The organism is Pseudomonas sp. MWU16-30322, from assembly GCF_020515535.1.
Taxonomy (GTDB): Bacteria; Pseudomonadota; Gammaproteobacteria; order Pseudomonadales; family Pseudomonadaceae; genus Aquipseudomonas; species Aquipseudomonas fluorescens_H.
Genome location: NZ_JAIWYL010000005.1, coordinates 60,645 through 85,495, shown reverse-complemented (window position 1 = coordinate 85,495; position 24,851 = coordinate 60,645). Strand labels below are relative to the sequence as shown.

General features: G+C 61.5%; 16 protein-coding genes and 1 other RNA gene. 12 read left to right on the top strand and 5 right to left on the bottom strand.

Annotation, left to right across the window (positions count from 1 at the left end; genetic code table 11):
• The first annotated feature begins 189 nt into the window (after positions 1-189).
• On the top strand, positions 190-954 hold the full coding sequence (locus LCH64_RS11405) for a GntR family transcriptional regulator (RefSeq protein WP_007961054.1): 765 nt from the start codon (positions 190-192) through the stop codon (positions 952-954).
• Positions 955-1,137: 183 nt separating this feature from the next.
• Here the strand turns inward: LCH64_RS11405 and guaD are convergent, their stop codons facing one another.
• The 4 genes from guaD to xdhA form a co-directional block, all read right to left on the bottom strand.
• Complete coding sequence (guaD, locus tag LCH64_RS11400) at positions 1,138-2,442, bottom strand: guanine deaminase (protein ID WP_201138280.1); 1,305 nt, start codon at positions 2,440-2,442, stop codon at positions 1,138-1,140.
• Positions 2,443-2,455: 13 nt separating this feature from the next.
• Positions 2,456-3,313: a xanthine dehydrogenase accessory protein XdhC gene (gene xdhC / locus LCH64_RS11395; protein ID WP_003223314.1), complete on the bottom strand. Its 858-nt coding sequence runs from the start codon at positions 3,311-3,313 to the stop codon at positions 2,456-2,458.
• A gap of 118 nt (positions 3,314-3,431) precedes the next feature.
• The gene (gene xdhB, locus LCH64_RS11390) at positions 3,432-5,831 is read right to left on the bottom strand and encodes a xanthine dehydrogenase molybdopterin binding subunit (protein WP_226500312.1); all 2,400 of its coding nucleotides are present in this window, start codon (positions 5,829-5,831) and stop codon (positions 3,432-3,434) included.
• The gene (gene xdhA, locus LCH64_RS11385; protein ID WP_226500311.1) at positions 5,824-7,278 is read right to left on the bottom strand and encodes a xanthine dehydrogenase small subunit; all 1,455 of its coding nucleotides are present in this window, start codon (positions 7,276-7,278) and stop codon (positions 5,824-5,826) included. Before xdhA ends, xdhB begins: the two co-directional genes overlap by 8 nt.
• Positions 7,279-7,545: 267 nt before the next feature.
• Between xdhA and LCH64_RS11380 the strand changes: the two genes are divergently transcribed.
• The 7 genes from LCH64_RS11380 (at position 7,546) to LCH64_RS11350 (ending at position 19,207) form a co-directional block, all read left to right on the top strand.
• A complete protein-coding gene (locus LCH64_RS11380) occupies positions 7,546-8,205 on the top strand; it encodes a GntR family transcriptional regulator (protein WP_045122360.1) in 660 nt (219 codons plus the stop codon).
• A 2-nt stretch (positions 8,206-8,207) separates the two neighbouring features.
• On the top strand, positions 8,208-11,696 hold the full coding sequence (gene smc, locus LCH64_RS11375) for a chromosome segregation protein SMC (RefSeq protein WP_226500310.1): 3,489 nt from the start codon (positions 8,208-8,210) through the stop codon (positions 11,694-11,696).
• A 259-nt stretch (positions 11,697-11,955) separates the two neighbouring features.
• Positions 11,956-12,819 carry a cell division protein ZipA gene (gene zipA, locus LCH64_RS11370; RefSeq protein ID WP_103484605.1) on the top strand — a complete coding sequence of 288 codons (864 nt, stop codon included), beginning with the start codon at positions 11,956-11,958 and terminating at the stop codon, positions 12,817-12,819.
• Between the two features lie 225 nt (positions 12,820-13,044).
• Positions 13,045-15,402, top strand: a complete 2,358-nt coding sequence (gene ligA / locus LCH64_RS11365; RefSeq protein WP_226500309.1) for an NAD-dependent DNA ligase LigA — start codon at positions 13,045-13,047, stop codon at positions 15,400-15,402.
• Between the two features lie 252 nt (positions 15,403-15,654).
• Complete coding sequence (locus LCH64_RS11360; protein WP_226500308.1) at positions 15,655-16,821, top strand: putative zinc-binding metallopeptidase; 1,167 nt, start codon at positions 15,655-15,657, stop codon at positions 16,819-16,821.
• Positions 16,822-16,932: 111 nt separating this feature from the next.
• Positions 16,933-17,029: signal recognition particle sRNA small type (ffs, locus tag LCH64_RS11355), an RNA gene on the top strand.
• 228 nt (positions 17,030-17,257) lie between these two features.
• Positions 17,258-19,207 (top strand): hypothetical protein, encoded by a 1,950-nt coding sequence (locus LCH64_RS11350; protein ID WP_226500307.1) that lies wholly within the window; start codon positions 17,258-17,260, stop codon positions 19,205-19,207.
• A 121-nt stretch (positions 19,208-19,328) separates the two neighbouring features.
• Here LCH64_RS11350 and LCH64_RS11345 read toward each other — a convergent pair whose 3' ends face one another.
• Positions 19,329-20,078 carry a transporter substrate-binding domain-containing protein gene (locus LCH64_RS11345; protein ID WP_226500306.1) on the bottom strand — a complete coding sequence of 250 codons (750 nt, stop codon included), beginning with the start codon at positions 20,076-20,078 and terminating at the stop codon, positions 19,329-19,331.
• Between the two features lie 144 nt (positions 20,079-20,222).
• On the opposite strand from LCH64_RS11345, the gene dnaX reads away from it, so the two are divergent.
• The 4 genes from dnaX (at position 20,223) to recR (ending at position 24,725) form a co-directional block, all read left to right on the top strand.
• Positions 20,223-22,316: a DNA polymerase III subunit gamma/tau gene (gene dnaX / locus LCH64_RS11340; RefSeq protein WP_226500305.1), complete on the top strand. Its 2,094-nt coding sequence runs from the start codon at positions 20,223-20,225 to the stop codon at positions 22,314-22,316.
• A gap of 67 nt (positions 22,317-22,383) precedes the next feature.
• Entirely contained in the window at positions 22,384-22,722 is a 339-nt protein-coding gene (locus tag LCH64_RS11335; RefSeq protein ID WP_003223337.1) for a YbaB/EbfC family nucleoid-associated protein, read from the top strand.
• Between the two features lie 299 nt (positions 22,723-23,021).
• A complete protein-coding gene (locus LCH64_RS11330; protein ID WP_226500304.1) occupies positions 23,022-24,056 on the top strand; it encodes an NADP-dependent oxidoreductase in 1,035 nt (344 codons plus the stop codon).
• Positions 24,057-24,122: 66 nt separating this feature from the next.
• Positions 24,123-24,725 carry a recombination mediator RecR gene (gene recR, locus LCH64_RS11325; RefSeq protein ID WP_003223341.1) on the top strand — a complete coding sequence of 201 codons (603 nt, stop codon included), beginning with the start codon at positions 24,123-24,125 and terminating at the stop codon, positions 24,723-24,725.
• Positions 24,726-24,851: the final 126 nt, after the last annotated feature.

The window sequence follows — 24,851 nt, the reverse complement described above, 5'->3', positions numbered from 1 at the left end:
GCGATCAAGCCTAAACTCAATCGTAACGGATCGTTGCAATACAGCGGTGGACACAAACAGCCATACAGTCGTGTTGCCACCATCCATTGTGTACAATCGCGCTGTTTTTTACGCGATACTTGCCAGCGACCTACTGTGCCGTATTACAGTCACGGTCTATTCGCCGCAGTTCTCCCGACTCGAGTGCCCATGAACGAACAGTTGCAACCCCTCAAGAAACAACCGCGAGCAGGCAAAGCCGGCCGCAGCGGAACCCAGGACGATATTGTCTACGCGCATATCTTCGAGGCCATCCTCGAACAGCGTCTGGCGCCCGGCACAAAATTGAGCGAAGAAGCGCTGGGGGAAATCTTCGGGGTCAGCCGCACCATCATTCGCCGCGCGTTGTCGCGTCTGGCCCATGAAGGCGTGGTGCTGTTGCGGCCGAACCGTGGCGCGGTCGTCGCCAGCCCGAGCGTTGAAGAAGCGCGTCAGGTGTTCATGGCCCGCCGTCTGGTGGAGCGCGCGATTACCGAACTGGCCGTGCAGCACGCCACTGCCGAGCAGATCGCCGAATTGCGCCAGATGGTCAACGACGAACGCGACAGTTTCTCCCGTGGCGATCGCGGCGCCGGTATTCGTCTGTCGGGCGAATTCCACCTGAAACTGGCCGAAGCTGCGAAAAACGCGCCACTGATCAGCTTCCAGCGCAGCCTGGTCTCGCAGACCTCGCTGATCATTGCCCAGTACGAAAGCGGCAACCGCTCGCATTGCTCCTACGACGAGCACACCCAGTTGATCGACGCCATCGAAGCGCGCAACGGTGAGTTGGCGGTGGACCTGATGATGCATCACATGGACCACATCGACAGCAAGCTCAACCTCGATGAGGAAAGTGCGTCGGATGATTTGCATGCGGTGTTCTCGCATTTGTTGCAGACCAAAAAGCCTGGGCGCCCTGCGGCGAAACTCTGACTGATACCGAGTCGCGGCCTTCGCGAGCAAGCCCGCTCCCACATTGGATCTTCAGTGAATATAAAATTTGGCATCGACTGAGATCCCCTGTGGGAGCGGGCTTGCTCGCGAATACGGTCTGACAGGCAACAAAAATCCCCCGGGGCTAACACCGCCGGGGGATTTTTTATGCCTCGGGAAAACTCAGCGCTGATGCACCAAAGCCCCTGCCGCATAAGTCTGCTGCACCGTGCGGTCATCGCCCAGCGTCATCAGCACGAACAACGTCTCGGCAATGTTGTTGGCCTGTTTCAGGCGATAGCTGAGCAGTGGGGTGGCGTTGTAATCCAGCACCAGGAAGTCCGCATCAGAACCCGGCTGCAGGTTGCCGATCTTGTCTTCCAGGCGCAGTGCCCGCGCACCGCCCAGCGTCGCCAGGTACAGCGACTTGAACGGGCTCAACCGCGCGCCCTGCAGTTGCATGACTTTGTAAGCTTCGTTCAGCGTTTGCAGCAGCGAGAAACTGGTGCCGCCGCCGACGTCAGTGCCGAGGCCGACGTTGAGCTTGTGCTTCTCGGCCATTGGCAAGTTGAACAGGCCGCTGCCGAGGAAGAAGTTCGAGGTCGGGCAGAACGAGATTGCCGAGCCGGTTTCCGCCAGCCGCGCACATTCGTCGTCGCACAGGTGTACGCCGTGAGCGAACACCGAGCGTTCGCCGAGCAGTTGGTAGTGGTCGTAAACGTCGAGGTAACCCTTGCGCTCCGGGAACAGTTCCTTGACCCACTCGATTTCCTTGAGGTTTTCGCTGATGTGGGTCTGCATGTACAGATCCGGGTATTCGGTCAGCAGTTGGCCGGCGAGAGTCAGTTGTTCCGGGGTGCTGGTCGGGGCGAAGCGCGGGGTGACCGCGTAGTGCAGGCGACCCTTGCCGTGCCAGCGTTCGATCAGCGCCTTGCTCTCGACGTAGCTCGATTCGGCGGTGTCGGTCAGGTAGTCCGGGGCGTTGCGGTCCATCATCACCTTGCCGGCGATCATCCGCAGATCAAGTTTCTCGGCGGCCTCGAAGAACGAATTCACCGACTGCGGGTGCACGCTGCCGAACACCAGCGCGGTGGTGGTGCCGTTGCGCAGCAGTTCCTTGATGAAAATGTCCGCGACTTCATCGGCGTGGGCCTTGTCACCGAACTGGCTTTCGCAGGGGAAGGTGTAGGTGTTGAGCCAGTCCAGCAGTTGCTCGCCGTAGGCGCCGACCATGCCGGTTTGCGGCAGGTGGATGTGGGTGTCGATGAAGCCCGGGGTGATCAGCGCGTCCTGATAGTGGGTGATCTCGATGTCCGCCGGCAGGGTCGGCAGCAGGTCGCTGGCGTGGCCGAGGGCGCTGATCTTGCCGCCATCGACCACCAGCAGGCCGTCCTCGAAATATTCGTAGGAGGCTTCGATCCCGACTTCGGCGGGGTCGGCGATGCTGTGCAGGATGGCGGCGCGGTAGGCTTTGCGAGTCAGAGGCATGAGGGTTCTCTAATCAGTTTGAGGCTTTGAGTTTGGCGGCCTGACTGCGCCGGGAAACGGGCAGCAGTTTGGCAATCGGTTCGGCGCTGGCGGTGTGCTGGCCGAAATTGGCGTTATAGGTGGCGATGATTTCGCCGGCGATGGAGATGGCGATTTCCACAGGCAGTTTGCCTTTGACTTCGCCGATGCCCATCGGGCAGCGCATGCGTTGCACGACGCCGCTGTCGAAACCGCGATCACGCAGGCGATGTTCGAACTTGGCCCGTTTGGTCTTCGAGCCGATCAGGCCGAAGTAGGCGAAGTCGTTGCGCTTGAGGATCGCGGCGGTGAGTTCCAGGTCCAGCTGATGGTTGTGGGTCATGACGATGCAGTAGCTGCCGACGGGCAGGTCATCGATTTCATCCACAGGCTCTTCGGCGACGATTTTACGCACGCCGTGGGGGATCTGTTCGGGGAATTCCTCTTCCCGCGAGTCGATCCAGCGCACCCGGCACGGCAGGCTGGCGAGCAACGGCACCAACGCCCGGCCGACATGCCCGGCGCCGAACACGGCGATTTGCGCTTGCACCTGGCCCATCGGTTCGAACAGCAACACGGTGGCGCCGCCGCAGCACTGGCCGAGGCTGGCGCCAAGGCTGAAACGCTCCAGATGGGTGTCCTGCTTACCGCTGGCGAGCATCTCGCGGGCGATCTGCATGGCTTTGTATTCCAGATGCCCGCCACCGATGGTGTCGAAGGTCTGTCTGGCGCTGACGACCATTTTCGAACCGGCGTTGCGCGGGGTCGAGCCGAGTTCTTCGATGATCGTCACCAGAACACAGGGTTCGCCCTGGTTCTGCAGGTCGGCGAGGGCGTCGATCCAGTTGTACATGTTCACCTCGACATCTTCGTTGTCTGTCAGTCCGCCATCGCGAGCAGGGCTCACTCCTACAGTTGAATTGCATTCCCCTGTAGGAGTGAGCCTGCTCGCGATAGCCGCACCTCGGTCCCTAGAGCGGAGCCAACTCAGCTTCAGCAGCAACCGCTTTCACAGTCTTGAGCTGACGCATCTGCTCACACCCCCACAACACTCGCTCCGGAGTCGCCGGCGCGTCGATCTTTGGCTGATGCTTATAGTCACCGAGGCTCGCCACCGCATCCTTGATCGCGCACCACGCGGCAATCCCGAGCATGAACGGCGGCTCACCCACAGCCTTGGAATGGAACACTGTGTCTTCCGGGTTCTTGCGGTTCTCGACCAGCTTCACCCGCAGGTCCAGCGGCATGTCGGCCACGGCCGGGATCTTGTAGCTGGCCGGGCCGTTGGTCATCAGCTTGCCCTTGTTGTTCCAGACCAGCTCTTCCATGGTCAGCCAGCCCATGCCCTGGACGAAACCGCCCTCGACCTGACCGATGTCGATTGCCGGGTTCAGCGAGGCGCCGACGTCGTGGAGGATGTCGGTACGGAGCATCTTGTACTCGCCGGTCAGGGTATCGACGATCACTTCGCAGCACGCCGCGCCGAAGGCGAAGTAGTAAAACGGCCGACCACGGGCCTGGCTGCGGTCGTAGTAGATTTTCGGGGTCTTGTAGAAGCCGGTGCTCGACAGCGAAACCTGATTGAAATACGCCAGTTGGATCAACGCTTCGAAGGTCATGATGTGGTCACGCACGCGCACATGGCCGTTGTGGAATTCCACATCTTCTTCGCTGACCTTGTAGTGTCGCGCAGCGAACTCTACCAGACGCTGCTTGATGATCTCGGCGGCGTTCTGCGCAGCCTTGCCGTTGAGGTCGGCACCGCTGGAAGCCGCAGTCGGCGAGGTATTCGGCACTTTGTCGGTGTTGGTCGCGGTGATCTGCACTCGATCCATTTCCACCTGGAACACTTCGGCCACCACCTGCGCGACCTTGGTGTTCAGGCCCTGGCCCATTTCCGTGCCACCGTGGTTCAAGTGGATACTGCCATCGGTGTAGACGTGGATCAGCGCGCCGGCCTGGTTCAAAAAGCTGGCTGTGAAGGAGATACCGAATTTCACCGGGGTCAGCGCCAGGCCTTTTTTCAGGATCGGGCTGTTGGCGTTGTAGCGGCGGATCGCTTCGCGGCGCTCGGCGTACTGGCTGCTTTCTTCCAGTTCGGCGGTCATCTCTTCGAGCATGTTGTGCTCGACGGTCTGGTAGTAGTGGGTGACGTTGCGCTCGGTCTTGCCGTAATAGTTGGCCTTGCGCACCGCCAGCGGATCGAGGTTGAGGTGACGGGCAATCGCGTCCATCACTTCTTCGATCGCAACCATGCCCTGCGGGCCGCCGAAACCACGGTAAGCGGTGTTCGACGCGGTGTTGGTCTTGCAGCGGTGACCGTTGATGGTCGCGTCACCGAGGTAGTACGAGTTGTCCGAGTGAAACATGGCCCGGTCAACGATCGACGCCGACAGGTCCGGCGAGCAGCCGCAGTTGCCGGCCAGGTCCATGGCGATGCCGTGCAGGCGCCCGGAGCTATCGAAACCGACGTCGTACTCGACATAGAACGGGTGGCGCTTGCCGGTCATCAGCATGTCTTCGACCCGTGGCAGACGCATCTTGGTCGGCTGACCGGTGAGGTGCGCGACCACCGCGCACAGGCACGCCGGGCTGGCGGCCTGGGTTTCCTTGCCGCCGAAACCACCGCCCATGCGGCGCATGTCGACGACGATCTTGTTCATCGACACGTCGAGCACTTCGGCCACCAGTTTCTGCACTTCGGTGGGGTTCTGCGTCGAGCAGTAGACGATCATGCCGCCGTCTTCGGTGGGCATTACCGAGGAGATCTGGGTTTCCAGATAAAAGTGTTCCTGACCGCCGATGTGCAGCGTGCCTTGAATACGATGTTCGGCGGTGGCCAATGCCGAAGCCGAATCGCCACGTTGATGCGTGTGGCTGTCGAGCACGAAGTGGCGTTTGCGCAAGGCTTCGACCACGTCCAGCACCGGTTCGAGATCCTCGTACTCGATGATCGCCGCCATTGCTGCTTTGCGCGCGGTTTCCAGGTCTTTGGCGGCGACGGCCAGCACTGGCTGACCGACGAATTGCACGTCATCAATCGCCAGCAGCGGATCGCCCGGCAGCAGCGGGCCGATGTCTTTCAGGCCCGGCACGTCTTCGTGGGTGATCGCAATGCGCACGCCTTCGAAGGCGTAGCAGGGCTTGGTGTCGATGCTGATGATTTTCGCGTGGGCGCGGTCCGACAGCCGTGCGTAAACGTGCAGCTGATTGGGAAATTCCAGACGATCATCGATGTACTGCGCTTCACCGGACACATGCTTGGCGGCGCTGTCGTGCTTGACGCTGCGGCCGACACCGGTGGTCAGGTCCTTGGCAAACAGTTCCGCCAATTCGGCTTGGGTCTTCTCTACGGCGTGATGGTTAGACATAAGCGGTCACCCGAGTCTCGATGTGCGGTGTTTGCAGTTCGATGAAGTATTTGCGCAGCAGGTTCTGTGCGCTGAGCAGGCGATATTCCTTGCTGGCGCGGAAGTCCGAGAGCGGCGTGAAGTCTTCGGCCAGTGCGGCGCAGGCGCGTTCGATCACGGCGTTGTTGAACGGCTGGCCGAGCAGTACGGCTTCGCAATGGGCGGCGCGTTTCGGGATCGCGGCCATGCCGCCGAATGCCATGCGCGCGTCGGTGATCACGCCGTTTTCCACGCGCAGGTTGAACGCGGCGCAGACGGCGGAGATGTCATCGTCCAGACGCTTGGAGACTTTGTAGGCGCGGAAGCGCTGTTCGGCGCTGGCACGCGGGACGATGATTTTCTCGATGAACTCGCTTTCCTGGCGGGCGGTGACCTTGTAGTCGATGAAGTAATCTTCCAGGTTCAGCGTGCGCCGGGTTTCACCTTTGCACAGCACCACCTGCGCGCCGAGGGCGATCAGCAGTGGTGGCGAGTCACCGATTGGCGAGGCGTTGCCGATGTTGCCGCCGAGGGTGCCCTGGTTGCGGATCTGCAGCGAAGCGAAACGGTGCAGCAGCTCGCCGAAGTCCGGATACTCGGCATTGAGTGCTTCGTAGCAGTCGGAGAGGGCGGTGGCAGCGCCGATTTCGATGCGGTCATCGAAGGTTTCGATGCGCTTCATTTCGGCGACGTTGCCGACGTAGATCATCACCGGCAGGGTGCGGTGGAACTGGGTGACTTCCAGTGCCAGATCGGTGCCGCCGGCCAGCAGTCGGGCTTGTGGGTAAGCGTCGTAGAGGTCGGCCAGATCGGCGACGGTCAGCGGCACCAGGCAACGCTTGTCGCCACTGTTGAGCTCGCCGATATCGGTCGGGGCGATGGCTTTGAGGCGGGCGATGGTCTCGGCTTCGCGGGCGTCGAACTGGTCCGGCTGCTTGCCACAGCAGGATTGCTCGGCGGCGGCGAGGATCGGCCGATAGCCGGTGCAGCGGCAGAGGTTGCCGGCCAGCGCTTCGTGCGCCTTGGCCTGATCCGGTGCATCGCTGTTCTTTTGCAGGGCAAACAGCGACATGACGAAACCGGGAGTGCAGAAGCCGCACTGCGAGCCGTGGCACTCGACCATGGCTTTCTGCACGCTGTGCAATTCGCCCTGGTGTTTGAGGTCTTCGACGCTGATCAGTTGTTTGCCGTGCAGCGACGAAACAAAGGTCAGGCACGAGTTGAGGCTGCGATAGCGAATGTGTTCGCGGCCGGCGTCATCCGTTTGCAACTCGCCGACCACCACGGTGCAGGCGCCACAGTCGCCGCTGGCGCAGCCTTCTTTGGTGCCGGATTTGCCCACGTGTTCGCGCAGGTAATTGAGCACGGTCAGATTCGGGTCCAGGGCGTGCTCGCTACGGAGTTCCTGGTTAAGTAAAAACTGGATCACGGAAGGCCTCGCAGACTCATTATTGTTGTTAACCGACTTCAACCGAATTTAGCAGGTCTGACTTTTCGGTCAATGGTTTTCTGACTTAAAGGTCAGGAAAAACGGTTTTGTCGATTAACGCGTGCTCTATTGAGTATTGACCCTGAGCGGATCCACTGCTTTTTTGCTTGAATCGTGCCAAAAAGCGCCGTGCGGGCACTCCGCCATGTACTTGCATTTGCGCTACACTGCGCCGCTTGTGCAGATCGAAGAGTTTGAAGGACAACCATGACGTTCAAGGCGCCGGACAGCCTCGCCGAGCAAATTGCTCACCACCTCGCCGAACGCATCATTCGCGGCGAAATGAAGCCGGGAGAGCGCATTCAGGAACAGAAGGTCACGCTGGCCCTTAATGTCAGCCGCGGATCGGTCCGCGAAGCCCTGCTGATCCTCGAACGCCGCCACCTGATCGCGATCCTGCCGCGACGTGGCGCCCATGTCACCGAACTCACCGCGCACAAGGTGCAGAGCCTGTGCACGCTGATGAGCGAGCTGTACATCCTGCTCGGCAATGCGGTCGCCAATGGCTGGCAGACCCAGGCCGACATGGCGCCGTTCGTGCAGATCCAGCAGCGCCTGGGCGCCAGCTACGAGCGTCAGGACATCCGCACCTTCGTCGACGACAGCTTCGCCGTGATGCGCGCTGCGTACCCGTTTGCCAACAACCCGTACCTGCAAGAGACCGTCGAGAACCTGCAGCCGGCCATGAGCCGTGCGTACTTCCTCGCCCTCGAACAGCGCAAGGCCGAAATGAGCGAGTTCCTCGAACTGTTCGAACGCCTGCTGGCCGCTGTGCTCGCCCGTGATTTGCCGCAGATCCGCATCGTGCTGACGGCTTACGCCCAGCGCAGCTGCGATCTGGTGGTTTCCGCCCTGACGGTTGCCTGAGCGTGCGGCTAAAGTGCATCAAACTGGCGGGGTTCAAGTCCTTCGTCGACCCGACCACGGTGAACTTCCCCAGTAACATGGCGGCGGTTGTCGGGCCGAACGGTTGCGGCAAGTCGAACATCATCGACGCCGTACGCTGGGTGATGGGCGAAAGTTCGGCGAAGAACCTGCGTGGCGAGTCGATGACCGACGTCATCTTCAACGGCTCGACCAGTCGCAAACCGGTGAGCCAGGCGAGCATCGAGCTGGTGTTCGACAACTCCGCCGGCACGCTGTTGGGCGAATACGCGGCTTACGCGGAGATTTCCATCCGTCGTAAGGTGACCCGCGACAGCCAGACGACTTATTACCTCAACGGCACCAAATGCCGTCGTCGCGACATTACCGATATCTTCCTCGGCACCGGTCTGGGCCCGCGCAGCTACTCGATCATCGAGCAGGGGATGATCTCCAAGCTGATCGAGTCCAAGCCTGAAGACTTGCGCAACTTCATCGAAGAAGCGGCGGGCATCTCCAAGTACAAGGAGCGCCGGCGCGAGACCGAAAACCGCATCCGCCGCACCCACGAAAACCTGGCGCGTCTGACCGACCTGCGCGAAGAGCTCGAACGCCAGCTCGAACGCTTGCACCGTCAGGCCGAATCTGCCAGGAAGTATCAGGAATACAAGAGCGAAGAGCGTCAGCTCAAGGCGCAACTGTCGGCCCTGCGCTGGCAGGATCTGAACGATCAGGTCGGCCAGCGCGAGTCGATCATCGGCACGCAGGAAGTCAGTTTCGAAGCGCTGGTCGCCGAGCAGCGCAATGCCGATGCCGCCATCGAGCGCCTGCGCGACGGGCACCATGAACTGTCCGAGCGCTTCAATCTGGTGCAGGGGCGCTTCTATTCGGTCGGCGGCGATATTGCCCGGGTCGAGCAGAGCATCCAGCACGGCCAGCAGCGCTTGCGTCAGTTGCAGGACGATCTGAAAGAAGCCGAGCGCGCGCGCCTTGAAACCGAATCGCACCTGGGTCACGACCGCACACTGCTGCTGACCCTTGGCGAAGAGCTGGACATGCTCACTCCCGAGCAGGAAGTCACCAGCGCCGCCGCCGAAGAAGCTGCTGCTGCGCTGGAAGAAGCCGAGCTGACCATGCACGGCTGGCAGGAGCAGTGGGACACCTTCAACCTGACCGCCGCCGAACCACGGCGCCAGGCCGAAGTGCAGCAGTCACGGATCCAGCAGCTGGAAACCAGCATGGAGCGTCTGGCCGATCGGCAAAAGCGTCTGGCTGAAGAGCGCGACTTGCTTTCCGCCGACCCGGAAGACGCGGCGATCATGGCGCTCAACGAGCAGCTCGCCGAATCCGAAGCGACCCTCGAAGATTTGCAGACCAGCGAAGAAGCACAGGTCGAAAAGCTTGAACAGCTGCGTCAGGAACTGCAGCAGGCACTGACCGCGCAGCAACAGGCGCAGGGCGATTTGCAGCGTCTCAACGGGCGACTGGCCTCGCTGGAAGCCTTGCAGCAAGCCGCGCTCGATCCGGGCACCGGCACTGCCGAATGGCTGCGCGAACAGAATCTCGCCGAGCGCCCGCGTCTGGCCGAAGGGCTGAAGGTCGAGGCCGGTTGGGAGCTGGCGGTGGAAACCGTGCTCGGCGCCGATCTGCAAGCGGTGCTGGTGGATGATTTCAACGGCTTCGATCTGTCCGCGTTCACCCAAGGTGATCTGCGCCTGCTCAGTCCCGCCAGTGATGGTGTGCGAGTGGCGGGCAGTTTGCTGGACAAGGTCGAGGCGCAAATCGATCTGTCGCCGTGGCTCGGCCAGGTCAAACCGGTCGACTGCCTCGAGCAGGCGCTGGCTCTGCGCGGCCAGTTGAGTGCCGGGCAAAGTCTGATCAGTCGCGACGGTTACTGGGTCGGTCGGCACTTTCTGCGCGTGCGTCGCGCCAGTGAAGCCGAAAGCGGCATGCTCGCCCGTGGCCAGGAAATCGAGACGCTGCAAGCCGAACGCGAAGAGCGCGAAGCCACGGTCGAAGCCATGGAAACCCGTTTGCAAACCCTGCGTGCGCAACAGCGACAGCAGGAAAACGGTCGCGAACATTTGCGCCGTTTGCTGCAGGACGAAGCGCGTTCCCAAGGTGAGTTGAAAGCCCAGTTGTCCGCCGGTAAAGCCAAGGCCGAACAACTGATGTTGCGTCGCACGCGGCTTGACGAAGAGCTGATCGAACTCGGCGAGCAGCGCGAGCTGGAACACGAACAAGTCGGCGAAGCGCGCATGCAATTGCAGGAAGCGCTCGACGCCATGGCGCTGGACACCGAGCAGCGCGAGTTGCTGCTGGCTCAGCGCGACAGCCTGCGCGAACGCCTCGATCGCGTGCGTCAGGAAGCCCGGCAACACAAGGATCACGCCCACCAACTGGCCGTGCGCCTCGGTTCGTTGCGCGCGCAACATGATTCCACGCGGCAGGCGCTGGAGCGGCTGGAAATGCAGGCCGAGCGCCTGACCGAAAAGCGTGAGCAGTTGAGCCTGAATCTGGAGGAGGGCGAGGCACCGCTGGAAGAGCTGCGCCTGAAACTCGAAGAACTGCTCGACAAACGCATGACCGTCGACGAAGAACTGAAGACCGCGCAGATTGCGCTGGAAGACGCCGACCGCGAACTGCGCGAAGCGGAAAAGCGCCGAACCCAGGCCGAGCAGCAATCGCAAATGATCCGTGGCCAGCTCGAACAGCAACGCATGGAATGGCAAGCGCTGACCGTGCGACGCAAGGCGCTGCAGGATCAATTGCTCGAAGACGGCTACGATCTCAATGGCGTGCTCGCGACGTTGACGCCCGAGGCCAGTGAACGCGCCGCCGAAGAAGAACTCGAACGGATCAATGCGCGGATTCAACGCCTGGGCGCGATCAACCTCGCGGCCATCGACGAATACACGCAACAGTCCGAACGTAAACGTTATCTGGATGCGCAGGACGCCGATCTGGTGGAAGCACTGGAGACCCTGGAAAACGTCATCCGCAAGATCGACAAGGAAACCCGTAATCGCTTCAAAGATACCTTTGATCAGATCAATGGCGGTTTACAGGCACTTTTCCCGAAAGTTTTCGGTGGCGGGCGCGCGTATTTGGAACTGACGGGCGAAGATCTACTCGATACAGGGGTAACGATCATGGCGCAGCCGCCAGGGAAGAAGAACAGCACCATCCATTTGCTCTCCGGCGGGGAAAAAGCCCTGACCGCGCTGGCACTGGTTTTTGCGATCTTCAAATTGAATCCGGCGCCGTTCTGCATGCTCGATGAAGTTGACGCGCCACTGGATGACGCTAACGTTGGACGCTACGCACGATTGGTTAAAGAGATGTCGCAGACCGTGCAGTTCATCTATATCACCCACAACAAGATCGCCATGGAAATGGCCGATCAACTGATGGGCGTGACGATGCACGAGCCGGGTTGTTCGCGACTGGTTGCAGTGGATGTCGAGGAGGCGATGGCGATGGTGGACGCCTGAGTCAGCGTGGTGTCGGAAGGGTATTGATGTTCTGTAGGACTTTTTTACCGACTTCGACTTGCTGGCCAATCGACATATTCGCGCAAGCCAATGTGACAGACGGTGTAAAGTTGTCTTTGGTCGTGCTAGTTTAATGTCAATTTTTCGTATACGTGGGCAAAACGCCTGTCAGAACATAGAGTTGGCGCCACGTTTTAAAGCGGTTTGCAAAATGTAAACCCCTTATTTTTCAGCATTTTTTATAGAGGCACGGGATTACATGGAAATCGGTCTGCGCGAGTGGCTGATCGTCATCGGCATCATTGTGATAGCCGGTATTCTTTTCGATGGCTGGCGCCGTATGCGCGGCGGCAAGGGAAAACTGAAATTCCGTCTTGACCGAAGTCTGTCCAACCTGCCGGACGAGGACACCAGCGCTGAGCTGTTGGGCCCGGCCCGCGTGCTGGATACGCATAAAGAACCGCAACTGGACGAACACGATCTGCCGTCGGTGAGCATGCCGGCCCGCGAAGCTCGCGAGCCTCGCGAATCCGGTTCGAAACGTGGCAAGCGCGGGAGCAACGGTCCGGCCCAGGGCGACCTGAACCTCGACCTGGACCTGGACGGCGGCCCGAGCTTCAGCAGCCGTGATGATGACTTCGTCGAAGACATCAAGCCGTCGCCAGCGGTGGTCGACAAGGATCAGCCGCAAGCCGAAGAAGTGCTGGTGATCAGCGTGATCTGCCGCGACGCCGCCGGCTTCAAAGGCCCGGCCCTGCTGCAGAACATTCTCGAAAGCGGTCTGCGTTTTGGCGAGATGGATATTTTCCACCGCCACGAAAGCATGGCCGGCAACGGTGAAGTGCTGTTCTCCATGGCCAATGCGGTCAAGCCGGGCATCTTCGATCTGGACGACATCGACCATTTCAGCACCCCGGCGGTGAGCTTCTTCCTCGGCCTGCCAGGCCCGCGCCATCCGAAGCAGGCTTTCGACGTGATGGTCGCGGCAGCGCGCAAGCTGTCGCAGGAACTGAACGGCGAGCTGAAAGATGACCAGCGCAGCGTACTGACCGCGCAGACCATCGAGCACTACCGTCAGCGCATCGTCGAATTCGAACGCCGCGCCCTGACCCAGAAGCGCTAAGGCCAGAGCGCAGTTGTGGCGAGGGAGCTTGCTCCCGCTCGGTGGCGAAGCCGCCGTAAATCCTGCAACCTGGTTGTGCCTGATGCAACACGGTGGATGGTATTGGGGCTGCTTCGCAGCCCAGCGGGAGCAAGCTCCCTCGCCACAATGTCCATAGCCTTGAGCTATTGTGATTTAGAAGATAGAGCAGCCTCGGCTGCTCTTTTGCTTTATGAGAGAACACCCATGACCGCCGCCAAAAACCGCATCCTAGAGCTGCGCGCTGAACTTGATCAGCACAACTACCGGTACCACGTCCTCGACGAGCCGAGCATTCCGGACGCCGAGTACGACCGGTTGTTCCACGAGCTCAAGGCACTGGAAGCGGCCAATCCGGAACTGATCACCAGCGACTCGCCGACCCAGCGCGTCGGCAGCGTGGCGTTGACCGCGTTCACCCAGGTACGCCACGAAGTGCCGATGCTCAGCCTCGGCAACGCCTTCGAAGAAACCGACATGCGCGAGTTCGACCGCCGGGTGACCGAAGGTCTGGATCTGCCGGCCGGTGATCTGTTCGGTGGCGGCGCCGCGGTGGAATACAGTTGCGAGCCGAAACTCGATGGCCTGGCGGTCAGCCTGCTGTATCAGGACGGCGTGCTGGTGCGTGGCGCCACCCGCGGCGATGGCACCACCGGTGAAGACATCAGCGTCAACGTGCGCACCGTGCGCAACATCCCGTTGAAGCTGCATGGCGAGGGCTGGCCGGCGACCCTGGAAGTGCGCGGTGAAGTGTTCATGTCCAAGGCCGGTTTCGAGCGCCTCAACGCCTCGCAACTGGAAGTCGGCGGCAAGACCTTCGCCAACCCGCGCAACGCCGCTGCCGGCAGCCTGCGTCAGCTGGATTCGAAGATCACCGCCAACCGCCCGCTGGAGTTCTGCTGCTACGGCATCGGTCAGGTCTCCCACGATATTTCCGACACCCACATCGGCAACCTCAAGCAATTGCAGAAGTGGGGCATGCCGATCAGCCACGAGCTGAAACTGGCCAAAGGCATCGACGAGTGCCTGGATTACTACCGCGACATCGGCGAACGGCGTAACTCGCTGGCGTACGAAATCGACGGTGTGGTGTTCAAGGTCAACAGCATCGCCGATCAGCGTGAGCTGGGCTTCCGTGCCCGCGAACCGCGCTGGGCGATTGCGCACAAATTCCCGGCCATGGAAGAACTCACTGAACTGCTCGACGTGGAATTCCAGGTCGGTCGCACTGGTGCGGTCACTCCGGTGGCGCGGCTGAAACCGGTCAAGGTCGCAGGCGTCACCGTCGCCAATGCCACCCTGCACAACATGGACGAGGTGGCGCGCCTGGGCCTGATGATCGGCGACACGGTGATCATCCGCCGTGCCGGTGACGTGATCCCGCAGGTGGTGCAAGTGGTCACCGAACGCCGCCCGGAGAATGCGCGTCCTGTAGCGATTCCGGAGAACTGCCCCGTCTGCGGCTCCCATGTCGAGCGCACGCAACTGGTCAAGCGCAGCAAGGGCAAGGAAACCATCAGCGAAGGTGCGGTGTACCGCTGCGTCGGCCGTCTGGCCTGTGGCGCGCAACTGAAGCAGGCGATCATTCACTTCGTCTCGCGCCGGGCGATGGACATCGAAGGCCTCGGCGACAAGAGCGTCGAGCAACTGGTCGACGAAGGTCTGGTCAGTTCGCCGGCCGATCTGTATGCGTTGAAGTTCGACGACATTGTCGATCTGGAAGGCTTTGCCGAGGTCTCCAGCAACAAGCTGCTGGCAGCCATCGAAGACAGCAAGCAACCGGGTCTGGCGCGATTCATTTACGCCCTCGGCATTCCCGATGTCGGCGAGGAGACGGCCAAGGTTCTGGCGCGCTCGCTGGGGTCGCTGGAGCGCGTGCAGCAGGCGTTGCCGCAAGTGCTGACCTACCTGCCGGACATCGGCCTGGAAGTGGCGCACGAGATTCACAGCTTCTTTGAAGATGCGCATAACCAGCAAGTGATCACCGAGTTGTTGGGGCATGGCCTGCAGATTCAGGATCAGGGTGAACTCGGCGCCGAATTTGCCGCCAGCACCACGCTCGGCGGCTTGCTCGACAAGCTGCACATTCCCTCGGTAGGCCCGGGCGGTGCGCAGAAACTGGCGGACAAATTCGGCTCGCTGGACGCGGTAATGAATGCTGATTGGCTGGACATGCGTCAGGCGTTGCCGGAGAAGCAGGCCAATTCTGTTCGCGAGTTTTTTGCTGTGCCTGAGCACCGGCAAATCGCCGAGTCTGCCGAGAAGCAGTTGCGGGATTTCGGCATGCACTGGCTGAGCGAGAAGAAAGTCGTCGAAGGCCTGCCGCTGTCCGGCGAGACCTGGGTGCTGACTGGCAAGGTCGAGTTGATGAGCCGTGATGTGGCCAAAGAACACCTGGAAAGCCTCGGCGCCAAGGTTGCCGGATCGGTATCGGCCAAGACCCACTGCGTGGTGGCGGGGCCGGGGGCTGGCTCGAAGCTGACCAAGGCCAATGAGCTGGGCGTGAAGGTGATGGATGAAGAGGCGTTTATCGCGTTCCTCAAAACCCATGGCATCTCGGCCTGATACCTTTTCGGTCGGCAGTCTGTTTTTGTGGCGAGGGAGCTTGCTCCCGCTCGGCGACGAAGTCGTCGCAAAACCACCATCCTCGGTGTTTCAGGATAAATGAGGTCGCATGGTTTCGGGGCTGCTTCGCAACCCCGGCGGGAGCAAGCTCCCTCGCCACATCGGCAGTGTCACTCATTAGCTGCGCTGTATTCGGGAACATTGTTGTCTTCAGGATGATCTAGTCTTGGCAAGCCCCAGGGAGAGATCGCCATGTACCGCTTTTTCGAGCAGCTCAGTTCTCGCATCGTCGCGCCGTTCATGGGCGAGTCTTCACGCAACAGCAAAATCTGGCCGTGCCGCTGCGGCCAGTCGCTGTTCTTTCGCAACAGTCAGTGCCTGGCGTGCAGCGCCATGCTGGGCTATCAGCCTGAAGAAAGTCGCCTGACCTCGCTGCAGCCGGGGCCGCGGGACGGCAGTTGGACACTCGATGCCGATCCCGGCGCCGGATTGTTTCGTCGCTGCGCCAACCTCGACACGCCCGCTGCGTGCAACTGGCTGCTGCCGGATAACGGCCGCGACAGCCTATGCATCGCCTGCAGCCTCAATCGCACCATCCCCGATCTCTCGGTGCCGGAAAATCCCGAACGCTGGCGCAAGGTCGAAATCGCCAAGCGCCGACTGGTGGCGCAACTGATCACCCTCGGCCTGCCGGTCATCCCGAAAACCGTGGACGAAGCGACCGGTCTGGCCTTCGACTTCATCGGCGTCGACCTCGAAGGCAACGCGCCGATGACCGGCCACGCCAACGGCCTGATCACCCTCGACATCAAAGAAGCCGACGACGCTCATCGCGAGCAGGTGCGGGCGGCGATGCATGAGCCCTATCGCACGCTGCTCGGGCATTTTCGGCATGAGGTCGGGCATTACTACTGGGACCGTCTGATCGCCAACGGCCCGTGGCTCGAGTCGTTCCGCCAGCTGTTCGGCGACGAGCGCGCCAGTTACGCCGAAGCACTAGACCGTCATTATCAGCAAGGTGCCCCGCTGGACTGGCCGCAACACTACGTCAGCGCCTACGCGACCATGCACCCGTGGGAAGACTGGGCCGAAACCTGGGCGCATTACCTGCACATGATGGATGCGGTGGATACCGCGCTGGGTTTCGGCATGAGCGCGCGGGAAATGGATTTCGACTACCAGCCGTTCCCGTCCAGCACGCTGTACGACCCGGAGCACCCCGGCGGCGCGGCGTTCCTGTCGTTCGTCAACGCCTGGATCGAACTGGCGGGCATGCTCAACGAGCTGTCACGCAGCATGGGGCAGCCGGATTTCTACCCGTTCGTGCTGCCGGCGGCGGCGATTGCCAAGTTGCACTTCATCCATCTGGTGATCCAGCAGGCGGGCGGCAAGGCGGACGAGGTGTTGCAGGCGCAATAGCAAGTGCTTGAAGCCCTTCATATTTTTTATCTGAAACCAACGGTTGTAACTTCGCTTCAGATAGGTACAATGGCGCGGCTCGCCGACAGGTGAGTGTCGTTATGGTGACCCCATCGGTCCCCCCGCAACGATTACCCGTGAACCTGGTCAGAGCCGGAAGGCAGCAGCCACAGCGGGAACATTGTGTGCCGGGGTGTGGCTGGTGGGGTTACCACCTTAACGAACAACCAACGCTTCAACAGAACTGCATGGGTTTCGCCCACTGCGGTTTTTTTATGCCTGCGATTCGAGCTGTCACGCCAGCCCCTGTGGGAGCGAGCCTGCTCGCGAAGGCTGCCCCCCGATGCCTGTTCAGTCACCAAGGCTGAACAGTGGCATACTCCACCGTCTTGCTGCGCGCGTCGTTGACAAGTTCGCGCCCTGGCTACGAGGTTGTATGCACCCGGAACATCACGATTTATCCACCGCCGTGTACTTGCCTGTGACGGACGAGACCTGCGCGAGCCTGTTGCAGCCCGAGGGCGCGAAAATCCTCGGCGAGTTGACGGATGCGCAATTGGCCGCCGTGCTGGTCATCCAGAATCTGGCCCAGGCCGCCGAAAAGGATCTCACCGCCACGGCGGCGGAGAAGGTGCTGGCGCGGCTGATCGCCTGGGCGGTCGATGGCGGGGCAGGGCTGCTGTCCGAGGCGCAGCGGCTGTTCGATCCGCGCCAGTTGTACTTCGGCCTGAACGCCATCAGGGGATTGAACCTGCGTCTGCTGTTGGCCGAAGAGGTGTCGGCGCAGGATTACCTGCTGCCCGATGGCAAGTGGGATGACGAGTTCAAGACGCGCCACCACGCGGTCAACAATCCGTTCAGTCAGCAGATGATCAGCCCGGCGCACCGCGAGCGCTGGCTCAGCGCTGCGCAAGACAAACTGGTCAGAACCTTCCGCGCCAACCTCGATGAAGACCTGCACGTTCAAGGCTACGCCGGGATCGGCAAGAGCCATCTGGTCGGCGCGTTGACCGAGTGCCTGCGCCCAGAGAAAACCCTGCTGCTGGCACGCACCCCGGAAAAACTCGCGACCCTGTGCCAGCGCATGGGCGTAGGCAGTGAGCGCAAGCCCGGCATCACCTTTGAGGCGTTCGCGCGCGGGCTGATTTACGGGCGCAAGCCGCAGCCGGCAGGCGCCGCTGGCCGAGTCGCGAGCAAGCAGAGCCTGGCGCAGGAGCTGAACATCCTCGGCTTTCGCGAGCATGACGCGCAAAGGACCCTCAACGTCTGTCTGGAAACCCTCGAGCGCTATTGCCACTCCCGGGATTACAGCCTGTCGGCGCATCATCTGCCGTATTTCAAACTGTCCTTGTCCAGCCTTGAGTCCAAGGTGCTGCTGGAATATTCGAGTCGCGTGTGGACTTACCTCGAGGCCAACCCGGCGTGGGGCCGGCAGAGCGGCTTTGAAGCCTTGTTGCTGATCAAACGGGCGAGCCTTGCGGGCTGCGTGGTGCCGCCGCGTTATACCCACGTGCTGATCGACGAGAGTCAGGACATTCCCGCTTCGCTGCTGCAGATTATCGAGCGCGGCCGGCAGGTGCTGATCACGCTGGGGGATGAGTATCAGCATGCCGAGCGCGATCTGGTGAAAAGAAAGCGTGAAGTGCGCCAGAGCGATATCACCTATTCGGTGCGCTCGGGGCGCAATGTCGAGCGTCTGGTCAATCCGCTGATTTCCCGGCACTCGGAAAAGAGCAAGGTGCCTTTCGAAGGCGCGCGTGAGGCGGACGTCGGCATCGAGTTTTACCCACAGGGCTTTGTCCCGCCCGAAGGTTGTGTGGTGCTGACGGCGTCCCCTTGGGACACCATGAAGTGGGCCATGCAACTGCACGATGCCAATTGCCTGTTCTGCTTCGCCGACATGCAGGCGCAGCGCGACCTCGAGCACTTCATGACCAGCGCCATCGAGTTGTTCAAGGTGGATTACTACAGTTCCACGCACAGCGAGAAGGGCCCGCATCGCTATTTCAGCGACTTGCCGAAGTGGCAACAGGTGCGCGATGCCAATCAGTTCGACGAGGCGTTTCTGTGGGTCGAGGCCGAGCTGGAGAAAGGCTTCAAGGTCGCTGACCTGACCCGGCTCAACCGGATGATCGGCGGCCGCGGCAAGAGCTGTTTGCTGATGCAGGCGCAGGAGGCGGGCGGCATGGAGTTCGACCGCGTTTTGCTGACGCCTGAGCTGCTGACCAATGTGCAGTTCAAGGACGCCTACGCGTTCGACCAGCGGATCTGCGCCGTGTACATCGCCATCTCCCGCGCCCGGCAGCAGCTTTACCTGCCGTACGATGTGGTCGAGTGGATCGAGTTTCACGACTACCAGAAATTCCGCGAGTCGCACGGTTACTGAATAATTCTCCGTCGGAAATGTCCTCCTGTGGGAGCGGGCTTGCTCGCGAAGGCGGTGTGCCAGTTAACGAATCAGGTGACTGACACAACGCCTTCGCGAGCAAGCCCGCTCCCACAATGGGTTATGGGATGGCTTCAGCGGACCCGGTATACAACCGGATAATGTCATCAATCTCCCCCGACATTTTCATCCGCAACAACGTGCGCAAGATCCGCTGCACCGGCACCTGCGGGTCATTCCTCACATAGCAGCCGACCTGCTGCTCCTGCAGCACCGCCACCCCGTGCAGTTGTTGCGCGGGCAGCAGGCGCTGGTTGAACCAGTCCAGTGTCCATTGATTGCTCACCGCATAGCGGTAGCGCCCGGCCAGGAGTTTTTCCAGCACTTGTTCCTGATTACGCGCGTCGTCGCGTTGCAGGCGATCGGCGTCGAACAGCGGTTGCAGGGTCGGGTAGGTGTAGCCGAGCACGGTGCCGATCGATTGGCGTGCAAGGTTCGCCGGATCGACGCGTGGTGGTTGATCCTGGCGACCGATCAGCAAATCGCGCTGGAACAGCAGCGGAATGCTCCAGATATAATCGCCGGACTGATTCGGCAGCCACGATTGTGCGGCATAGCAGCGCACATCGACTTCACCGCGCTCCATGGCACTTTGTACTCGGGTGCGCGGCAGGACGTGGAATTCGGCGGGCACGCCGACCTGCGTCGCGAGGCTGAGCATGATGTCGTGGAGGATGCCCTGGGTCGGGCGGCCGTGGTCGATCTGCACCATCGGCATCGCCCAGCTGTCGGCCACGACAAAGCGCAGCGGCGGTTCGGACGCGCTCACGCTCAGACTGATCCCCAATAATGCTCCCAAGGCCCAACGCATAAATGCTCCGATGAGTCCCGATCCCGAGCCGATATTTCCCCGCCAACAGCAGCTTAGCCAGATTAGACGAGCACACCGGATGCAATTTTGCCCTTGCTCCGCTAGCATTAGCCGCTTCAGCTTCCTTCGTTGCGACGGTTTTCGATGAGTTATCAGGTTCTTGCACGTAAATGGCGTCCGCGCTCGTTCCGCGAAATGGTCGGCCAGACCCATGTGCTCAAGGCTCTGATCAATGCCTTGGACAGCCAGCGGCTGCACCACGCGTACCTGTTCACCGGTACCCGCGGGGTCGGTAAGACCACCATTGCGCGGATCATTGCCAAATGCCTGAACTGTGAAACAGGTATCACCTCCAGCCCCTGCGGCGAGTGTTCGGTGTGCCGCGAGATTGATGAAGGGCGTTTCGTCGACCTGATCGAGATCGACGCCGCGAGCCGGACCAAGGTCGAGGACACCCGCGAGCTGCTCGACAACGTGCAGTACGCGCCGAGCCGCGGGCGCTTCAAGGTCTACCTGATCGACGAAGTGCACATGCTCTCCAGCCATTCCTTCAATGCGCTGTTGAAAACCCTTGAAGAGCCGCCGCCGTACGTCAAGTTCATCCTGGCGACCACTGATCCGCAGAAACTTCCGGCAACGATTTTGTCGCGCTGCCTGCAGTTCTCCCTGAAGAACATGACGCCTGAGCGCGTGGTCGAGCATTTGACCCACGTCCTCGGCGCCGAAAACGTGCCGTTCGAAGACGACGCCCTGTGGCTGCTGGGCCGCGCCGCCGACGGCTCGATGCGTGACGCCATGAGCCTGACCGACCAGGCCATCGCCTTCGGTGAAGGCAAGGTGCTGGCCGCCGACGTGCGGGCGATGCTCGGCACCCTGGATCACGGCCAGGTCTTCGACGTGCTGCACGCGCTGATCGAAGGCGATGCCAAGGCGTTGCTCGAAGCCGTGCGTCACTTGGCGGAGCAGGGGCCGGACTGGAATGGCGTGCTCTCGGAAATACTCAATGTGCTGCACCGTGTCGCCATCGCCCAGGCATTGCCTGAAGGTGTCGACAACGGCCATGGCGACCGTGACCGCGTGTTGGCGCTGGCGCAGGCGCTACCGGCCGAAGATGTGCAGTTCTATTACCAGATGGGCCTGATCGGTCGCCGCGACTTGCCGCTGGCGCCGGACCCGCGTGGTGGTTTCGAGATGGTCTTGCTGCGGATGCTGGCCTTCCGGCCCGCGGACACGGCGGACGCCCCGAGGCAACCGCTAAAGCCAGTGGGGATCAGCCAGGCCACAGTTGATTCCGCAAACTCAGTGGCTGCCGCGCCCAAGCCTGCGCCGGTAGTCGCTGCGGCTGTTGCGCCTGCACCGGTTGTTGCGCCAGCGCCAGCCCCGACTCCTGAGCCAGCGCCTGTGGTGTCCGCTGCGCCGGTACATGCGCCAGAACCAGAACCTGAGCCAGTCGTCGCCGAAGCGGTAGTCGACTTGCCGTGGAACGATCCGGTCGAACCCGAGCCACAGCCCGAGCCGGTGCAACAACCAGCCGTTGAACCGGTGCTGGAAACCGCCGCCGAGCAGCCCGAGTTGCCGCCGATGCCGCTGCCGACCCCGGACAGCGTGGTGCCTGATGCACCGGAGTGGGCCGCGGCGCCGATTCCCGAGCCGTCGGTCGCCGACGTCGATGCCGCCACGCCGGGCATGGACCTCGACGACGAGCCGCCGCTGGACGAAGACTACATCGAGCCGGACATGGATTCGGCCTACAGCTACCTCGACGACCTGGCCAGCGAACACACCGCCGAGCCGGCCCCGGAACCCGAGCCGGAGCCTGCCGCTGCGCCGGCCACCGGTCTGGCGTTGCAATGGCTGGAGCTGTTCCCGCAACTGCCGATCTCCGGCATGACCGGCAGCATCGCCGCCAACTGCACGCTGATCGCGGTCGATGGCGACCATTGGCTGATGCACCTGGACCCGGCGCACAGCGCGCTGTTCAACGCCACGCAACAGCGGCGCCTGAACGATGCGTTGAACCAGTTCCACGGTCGCACGCTGACCCTGACCATCGAGCTGATCAAGCCCGAGCAGGAAACCCCGGCGCAGGCCGCGTCCCGTCGCCGGGCCAACCGTCAGCGCGAGGCGGAGGAATCGATCCACGGTGATCCGTTCATCCAGCAGATGGTCCAGCAGTTCGGTGCGGTCGTGCGACACGATACTATTGAACCTGTCGATGCCTTGGTCACCCAAGGCTAATAACTGAGGGCGTTCGGCGTTAAGCGCCGGGCGCTGTTTTGATCCAAGTACTTTTGAGGTGATTCCCATGATGAAAGGTGGCATGGCCGGCCTGATGAAGCAGGCACAGCAGATGCAGGAAAAAATGGCCAAGATGCAGGAAGAACTGGCCAACGCCGAAGTCACCGGCAAGGCCGGTGGCGATATGGTCACCGTGGTGATGACCGGTCGTCACGACGTGAAAAGCGTCAGCATCGACCCAAGCCTGGTTGAAGGCCTGAGCGAAGACGACAAGGAAATGCTCGAAGCCGTGGTTGCTGCCGCCGTCAACGACGCCGTGCGCAAGATCGAAGCCAACAGCCAGGAAAAAATGGGCAGCATGACCGCCGGCATGAACCTGCCAGCGGGTATGAAACTGCCATTCTGATTCGCCTTTGCGGGTTGGATGAGCTACACAAAATGCCAGGCATTGCGCCTGGCATTTTTGTTTCCGTCTCTCGGCCCTTCGGTATTCATTTGTGGCGAGGGAGCTTGCTCCCGCTCGGCGACGAAGTCGTCGTAAACCCTGAAAACCCGGTATACCTGAAAGAAAGCAGGGGGAGCGCTTCGCACTCCAGCGGGAGCAAGCTCCCTCGCCACAGGAGTCGAGTAGAAACATCGAACGCTGTGATGTCACCAAGGTCTGCTCCCTATACCCCCGAATTCCCAATCACAGGAGACGCTGACATGTCCGACCCTCTGACCCTCAATCAACGCTTCGTCCTCGCCTCGCGCCCGGTTGGCGCGCCGACCCCGGAAAACTTCCGTCTGGAGCGCGAAGCGTTGCCGGACCTCGAAGACGGGCAGGTGCTGCTCAAGACCCTGTACCTGTCGCTGGATCCGTACATGCGCGGACGCATGAGCGACGCGCCGTCCTACGCCGCGCCGGTACAAATCGGCGAAGTGATGACCGGTGGCGCTGTCAGCCGCGTCGAGGAATCACGTCATCCAAAATTCCACCCGGGCGATCTGGTGGTCGGTCTGACCGGCTGGCAGAGCCACAGCATCAGTGACGGGCGCAACATCATGCCGATCCCGTCCGGCCTGCCGAGCCCGTCGATGGCCCTCGGTGTGCTGGGCATGCCGGGGATGACCGCGTACATGGGGCTGATCGACATCGGTCAGCCGAAAGAAGGCGAAACCCTGGTGGTGGCTGCCGCGTCCGGTGCGGTCGGCTCGGTGGTCGGTCAGGTCGCGAAGATCAAGGGCCTGCGCGCTGTCGGCGTGGCCGGTGGCGCCGATAAATGCAAATACGTGGTCGAGGAGTTGGGTTTTGATGCCTGCATCGATCACAAGGCGCCGGACTTTGCCGAACAACTGGCCAAGGCTTGCCCGAAAGGCATCGACATCTATTACGAGAACGTCGGCGGGCATGTGTTCGATGCCGTGGTGCCGCTGCTCAACCCCAAGGCGCGGATCCCGCTGTGCGGGCTGATCGCCGGTTACAACGCCTCCGAAGCGCCGAAAGGCCCGGATCGTCTGCCGATGCTGCAACGAACGCTGCTGACCAAGCGGGTGCGAATTCAGGGCTTCATCGTCTTTGATGACTACGGCGACCGTCAGCCGGAATTCATCAGCCACATGGTGCCGTGGGTGCGCGACGGCAAGGTGAAATTCCGTGAGGACGTGGTCGAGGGCCTGGAGCAGGCGCCCGAGGCGTTTATCGGTCTGCTGGAAGGGCGCAACTTCGGCAAACTGGTGGTGAAGGTTGCCCAGGACTGAGCATTTGACGCTGGCCGGAGGCGCGGGTATAAACCGCGTCTCGTTGTTTTGTCGGACTTTTTACCCATGAGCTTCAGCCCTTTGATTCGCCAACTGATCGACGCCCTGCGCACTTTGCCGGGTGTGGGTCAGAAAACCGCCCAGCGCATGGCGTTGCAGTTGCTCGAACGTGATCGCAGCGGCGGCACGCGCCTGGCCCAGGCCCTGAGCCAGGCCATGGAAGGGGTTGGTCACTGCCGTCAGTGCCGTACGCTGACCGAAGACGATCTGTGCCCGCAATGCGCCGACACGCGCCGCGACGATACGCTGTTGTGCGTGGTGGAAGGGCCGATGGACGTGTATGCAGTGGAACAGACCGGTTTCCGTGGCCGCTACTTCGTGCTCAAGGGCCACCTGTCGCCGCTCGACGGCCTGGGCCCGGAAGCCATCGGTATTCCGCAATTGATGGCGCGTATTGAAGAGGCGGGCACGTTTACCGAGGTCATCCTCGCCACCAACCCGACGGTGGAAGGTGAGGCGACCGCGCATTACATCGCCCAACTGCTCAGCAACAAAGGCCTGATCGCCTCGCGGATTGCCCACGGCGTACCGCTGGGCGGGGAGTTGGAGTTGGTAGATGGCGGAACGCTGGCGCATTCGTTTGCCGGGCGTAAGCCGATTTCCCTCTGAGTTACAGGGTGTCTGAACAGACGCCTTCGCGAGCAAGCCCGCTCCCACAATGGAATGCATCCTCCTGTGGGAGCGGGCTTGCTCGCGAATGGCGCACCTCGGTCTGACTGATTCACACAAACCTAT

Coding starts and splice junctions, on each gene's coding strand:
- dnaX (WP_226500305.1), top strand. CDS start 20,223: ATGAGTTATCAGGTTCTTGCACGTAAATGGCGTCCGCGCTCGTTCCGC.
- LCH64_RS11350 (WP_226500307.1), top strand. CDS start 17,258: ATGCACCCGGAACATCACGATTTATCCACCGCCGTGTACTTGCCTGTG.
- xdhC (WP_003223314.1), bottom strand. CDS start 3,313: ATGTACAACTGGATCGACGCCCTCGCCGACCTGCAGAACCAGGGCGAA.
- zipA (WP_103484605.1), top strand. CDS start 11,956: ATGGAAATCGGTCTGCGCGAGTGGCTGATCGTCATCGGCATCATTGTG.
- guaD (WP_201138280.1), bottom strand. CDS start 2,442: ATGCCTCTGACTCGCAAAGCCTACCGCGCCGCCATCCTGCACAGCATC.
- LCH64_RS11345 (WP_226500306.1), bottom strand. CDS start 20,078: ATGCGTTGGGCCTTGGGAGCATTATTGGGGATCAGTCTGAGCGTGAGC.
- xdhB (WP_226500312.1), bottom strand. CDS start 5,831: ATGTCTAACCATCACGCCGTAGAGAAGACCCAAGCCGAATTGGCGGAA.
- LCH64_RS11405 (WP_007961054.1), top strand. CDS start 190: ATGAACGAACAGTTGCAACCCCTCAAGAAACAACCGCGAGCAGGCAAA.
- recR (WP_003223341.1), top strand. CDS start 24,123: ATGAGCTTCAGCCCTTTGATTCGCCAACTGATCGACGCCCTGCGCACT.
- ligA (WP_226500309.1), top strand. CDS start 13,045: ATGACCGCCGCCAAAAACCGCATCCTAGAGCTGCGCGCTGAACTTGAT.
- LCH64_RS11380 (WP_045122360.1), top strand. CDS start 7,546: ATGACGTTCAAGGCGCCGGACAGCCTCGCCGAGCAAATTGCTCACCAC.
- LCH64_RS11335 (WP_003223337.1), top strand. CDS start 22,384: ATGATGAAAGGTGGCATGGCCGGCCTGATGAAGCAGGCACAGCAGATG.
- LCH64_RS11360 (WP_226500308.1), top strand. CDS start 15,655: ATGTACCGCTTTTTCGAGCAGCTCAGTTCTCGCATCGTCGCGCCGTTC.
- LCH64_RS11330 (WP_226500304.1), top strand. CDS start 23,022: ATGTCCGACCCTCTGACCCTCAATCAACGCTTCGTCCTCGCCTCGCGC.